Consider the following 3,952-nt stretch of genomic DNA (forward strand, 5'->3'; position numbering starts at 1 on the left):
TTTGCTTAACGCGCATCACCGCAGCGCCCAGCATACCGGGACGCTTGGCGGAGTTTAGCCCTACGTTGGCGTCGTATTGATCGTAGATGTAGGATTTATTTAGTACTTCGGGGTCTTCAAAAATTTTATCAAACGCCGAGTCCAGCTCGCGCTCGCTTGCACCGCAGCCGCATAAATTTTGCCGCGCGATCTGCGCCATATATGCAGGCTCTTTTATCGAGCGATCCAGCACGGGTGCCGCCTCACTAAGAGGCTCGATCGGGATAACGCCCGCTAGCTCGCCGTGCCAAAAAAGCTCCATCTTGCCGCTATCCGTCACCTCGCCGATTACGGCGGCATCAAGATCCCATTTGGCAAAAATTTCTTTGATTTTCTCCTCGCAGCCCTTTTTGGCGCAGATCAGCATGCGCTCCTGGCTCTCGCTTAGCATCAGCTCATACGGGCTCATCCCTGCCTCGCGCATCGGCACCTTGTCTAAGCTTAATCTCATGCCGCTGCCGCTGCGCCCAGCCATCTCAAAGCTGCTTGAAGTAAGCCCCGCGGCACCCATATCCTGGATACCCACGACGTAGTCGGTTTTAAAAAGCTCCAAGCACGCCTCCATCAGCAGCTTTTCGGCGAACGGATCGCCCACCTGCACGGTCGGGCGCAGAGATTTGTTTGCGTCATTAAAGCTATCGCTCGCCATCACGGCTCCTCCGAGCCCGTCACGGCCCGTCTTAGAGCCCACGTAGATCACACTATTGCCCACGCCTTCAGCTCTGCCGTAGAAAATTTCATCCTTTTTAACGATACCCAGAGCAAAGGCGTTAACTAAAATGTTGCCGTCAAAGCTAGCATCGAACGTCGTCTCGCCGCCTATCGTAGGGATCCCCATGCAGTTGCCGTAGTGAGCGATGCCTGCAACCGCGCCTTTAAGCAGATAGCGCTGCTTGCGCGCATTCTCGCTTCTTCCTCGCACCTCGCCGAAGCGAAGCGAGTTCATGTTAGCCTCGACGCGCGCGCCCATCGTAAAGATATCGCGCAGTATCCCGCCCACGCCGGTCGCAGCCCCCTGAAAAGGCTCTATGAAGCTAGGGTGGTTGTGGCTTTCCATCTTAAAAACCGCAGCCATGCCGCCGCCGATGTCGATGATGCCTGCATTTTCGCCCGGACCCTGGATGACCCAAGGCGCCTTGGTCGGAAAGCCGCTTAAATATTTTTTGCTCGATTTGTAGCTACAGTGCTCGCTCCACATCGCGCTAAAAATCCCAAGCTCGAGCAGATTCGGCTCGCGACCTAAAATTTTTAAAATTTTTTCATATTCTTCGTCTGAAATTTTATGTGCTGCTATCGTTTTTTTATCCATTTTTTCGCCCTTTTCGCCGTTAAATTTAAGTCGCAATAATAACTAAAATTTTCTATCATTTCGATTAATCTTCGCCCTTTTTAAGATACTTCTCGTAAAGTTTCGCCTCTTTTAAAAACGCGTAAAATGCGTTAATGTTTGCCGTGATAAATCCCTTGCGCCCGTCAAAAAGCGATCTGCGCAAAATGTACGATTTAAAAAACGTAAACGGATAGATCAGCAAAAGCTTCGCAAGGCTCGGCTTTTTGCCCTTCTCAAAATCCCCCTGCGCGCGCAGCGTAGAGTAGTTGTTATTTTTCATAACGAGCTCTGCAATCGGCTTTTCGCTAAAGTGATTGATGCAGAATTTGCTCTTTTTCACCGCGCCTTTTATGATCGAAATTTGCGCGTGCACCCCCATATTTTTATACTCGCCGCACTCTTTGCGAAAGAAGCGGATGTGGGTGTTTTTATGCACGAGATCGGAGCATCTGCGTCCTAGCGAGTATTCGTGAAATTTAATATCCAGCGCAGAGTAATCGCTCTGGCTCATAAACTCCTCTATCTCGCCTTTTAGCTCAGGACTCACCTCCTCGTCGCCGTCGAGATTAAGCACCCATTCGTTGCTACATAGCGAAAACGCATAGTTTTTCTGCACCCCCTCGCCCTGCCAATCGTGATGATAAATTTTATCGGTAAATTTACGCGCGATTTGCAGCGTGGCATCGGTGCTGCCGCTATCGACGATTATGATCTCGGCAAAATCCGCCACGCTACGCAGCATACGCTCGATGTGGCGCTCCTCATTCATCACTATCGCATAAACGGATGCTTTTATCATAGTTTGTTCCTTATCCTCGTAAATTTCAACCAAAAATCAAAAAACCCCTCCGTGCCCAAAATGCCGATACGCTTTACGGCGTATTTGTCGTCGCCCGCTTCGTAAAGTCCGCGCTTAACGACCACCGCGCCTTTGAAATTTGATCTGGCGATATTTAAAATTTCGTCGTTAAATTTACCGTAGGGGTAGGCAAACACCTCGCACGGCCGCCCGCAAATACGCGCTACGCGAGCCTTGGACGTGATGATCTCATCTGCTGCGAGCCGCGGATCGCTCGCGTAGGTAAGGTCTAAATTTACGTGGTGCATCGTATGCGCGCCAAACTCCACCAGCCCGCTTGCTTGCATTTTTAAAATTTGCTCCTCGCTTAGCATCTGCGCAAGATGGGTCGTGTTAGCGCGCTCCCAGTCGTTTTGCACGGCGTCCGGCACCAAAAATATGCTCGCTTTAAAATCGTATTTTTTCAAAATTTCAAAGGCATCGGTAAAGTTATTTTCAAACCCGTCGTCGAATGTGATGCAAACCGCCTTTTTAGGCAGCCGCTCTAGCGCGATAAGCTCGCTAAATTTAAAGCTTTTAAAGCCGTTTTTCGCAAGCCACGCGATCTGTCTTTCAAAATCCGCAGGTCTTAGCCGCCATTTGTCGAATTTATCACCCTTGTGCTCCTCTACGCTATGATACATCAGCACCCGCGCCTTATGCCAGCCCTGCGGGATCCGCCACCAGTTATACCGCAGCGAAACGCCCGCCGCGGCGGCAAAGATCAGAAAAGCTACAAAATAGGTCATATCAAGCTCTTGTAAGCTTTGATGTATTGATTTACGACGTTAGACATATCGAATTCTCCTTTGCATTTTTCCTTTACTTTAGAAAAAATCGCCTTAAATTCTTCATAATTCTCATATACTTCGTTTAGTTTACGCCGTAGTGACAAAATATCTCTTTCAAACAGCAGCTCTTTGGGTAAAATTTCGGTGCAAATACCCACTGCAGTAGAGATTAAAAGCGGCGAATAATATACGCCATCGATTGCCGTTAACCCATAAGCCTCAAATGCAGACGCAATGATTTGTAGATTACAAGCACTTAAATAATCTTGCAAATGATCCGTAAAGCCTGCAATATTTATCTTTTCTTCCAAGCCTAATTCTTTTATTAAATCCTTTAAATTCTCCTCTTCTTCACCACTACCGAATATTGTGCATTCAAAGTCAAAATTTACGTCCGCCAAAGCCTTTATTATTATATCCATACCCTTGGGCGCAGATAACCTGGCGGCTGAAATGATACTAAATTTATTACTTCTATATTCTCCCCCCTTTGGTTTTTTATACGCCATCGCATTTTTGATGATTATGGAGTTTGTAGGCAAAATTTCTTTCGTATCCTCTAACACCGCCACGCATAGATCAGCTAGTTTATAATTTTTCTTCACCTGCAAAGTATGCTTCGTAGCCACCACTCCGATTCTCCTAGAGCCTAAAAATCGTGCTAAATTCCGTGCGCGATACATTATTTCAATTTCTTTTGTATTGTGACAATGAATTATGTCTGGTGAAATTTTAATTAAAAGCTGTGCTGTCTGTAGTAAAAACAATGGATTATATCTATTATGCTCGAAATTAAATTTGATTAAATTTACGTGTTCACTCAAATATGGTGCAATCTTTTCGTCGCTTAGCAAAAATACCTCATTAGTTTTTACCATTTCATTACACAGATCGACGCAGACTTTCTCTGTTCCAGCGAACTGCTTCCATTGTAGCGTATGTAGAATTTTCATA

The 3,952-nt window shown here is 46.6% G+C and carries 4 protein-coding genes; all 4 read right to left on the reverse strand.

Going from position 1 to position 3,952, the window contains the following annotated elements; all coding sequences use genetic code 11:
- On the reverse strand, nucleotides 1-1,348 hold a 1,348-nt coding region (gene purL, locus Q0256_RS05885; protein ID WP_297961052.1), incomplete at its 3' end, for a phosphoribosylformylglycinamidine synthase subunit PurL.
- 64 nt (nucleotides 1,349-1,412) lie between these two features.
- Nucleotides 1,413-2,168 (reverse strand): glycosyltransferase family 2 protein, encoded by a 756-nt coding sequence (locus tag Q0256_RS05890; protein WP_297961056.1) that lies wholly within the window; start codon nucleotides 2,166-2,168, stop codon nucleotides 1,413-1,415.
- Nucleotides 2,165-2,956: a polysaccharide deacetylase family protein gene (locus Q0256_RS05895; protein WP_297961059.1), complete on the reverse strand. Its 792-nt coding sequence runs from the start codon at nucleotides 2,954-2,956 to the stop codon at nucleotides 2,165-2,167. Before Q0256_RS05895 ends, Q0256_RS05890 begins: the two co-directional genes overlap by 4 nt.
- Nucleotides 2,953-3,952: glycosyltransferase (locus tag Q0256_RS05900; RefSeq protein WP_297961061.1), on the reverse strand; the 1,000-nt coding region annotated here is incomplete at its 5' end. The genes Q0256_RS05900 and Q0256_RS05895, both read right to left, overlap by 4 nt.

The sequence above is a fragment of the uncultured Campylobacter sp. genome (assembly GCF_937949835.1).
GTDB lineage: Bacteria > Campylobacterota > Campylobacteria > Campylobacterales > Campylobacteraceae > Campylobacter_B.